Annotated in this window: 1 protein-coding gene; it reads left to right on the top strand. The window is 58.7% G+C overall.

Annotated elements, in window-relative coordinates:
- Positions 1–191: 191 nt before the first annotated feature.
- Positions 192–642 (top strand): YidB family protein (locus NKI64_RS32105; RefSeq protein ID WP_031198595.1); only part of this gene is annotated, 451 nt, incomplete at its 3' end.

Genomic DNA, 642 nt, shown 5'->3' with positions numbered 1-642 from the left:
CAGGCAGGCAACGAGCTTTGCACGATCGACGTCGCCGAGGCCGAAGCCGCCCGGCAGGCCAACGACAACACGCCGCTTTAGGGACGACCGCTCACGTCTGTGTCGATACGCCAGCCCTTATTCAATTAGATCGTCGCCAGTCGGAACTTTTGTGATGTTGAGCCCTTGTCCATTGAACAGTGGAGGTACCAATGGCTAACCTGGGAAAATTGGCGATCGCGATGCTCGGCGTCTTGGCATACCAAAATCGCGACAAGATCGGCGACATGATCCGTGGAGCGGGTGATCGCAACCCAAATGATCCGCAAGGCGGGATTCTAGATCAGCTTTCAAAAGGCGTTTCGGGGACCGCGCTTGGCGATATTCTCGACCGGTTCAGAGGGGCAGGCGCCGGATCGAAGGTCGATTCGTGGGTAGGCACCGGGCCGAACGAGCCGATCCAGCCAAGCGAGGTGGAAGCAGCCATAGACGAAGACACCCTGACTTCCCTCTCGATGCAGACCGGCCTTTCGCGCGAGGAGCTCATAAGCCGGATCACGCGAGATTTGCCTGAGGCCGTCAGCAAAATGACGCCTACTGGTGAATTGCCCGTTGAGGCGCCGAAAAGCTCCGGTGAGACGACCTTGCTCGACGACGTGCCAT

The organism is Mesorhizobium sp. M0478 (genome assembly GCF_040321305.1).
In the GTDB taxonomy this organism is placed as follows: Bacteria; Pseudomonadota; Alphaproteobacteria; order Rhizobiales; family Rhizobiaceae; genus Mesorhizobium.
Note: the sequence above shows the minus strand (reverse complement) of the source record. Positions and strands in the feature narration are given on the sequence as shown.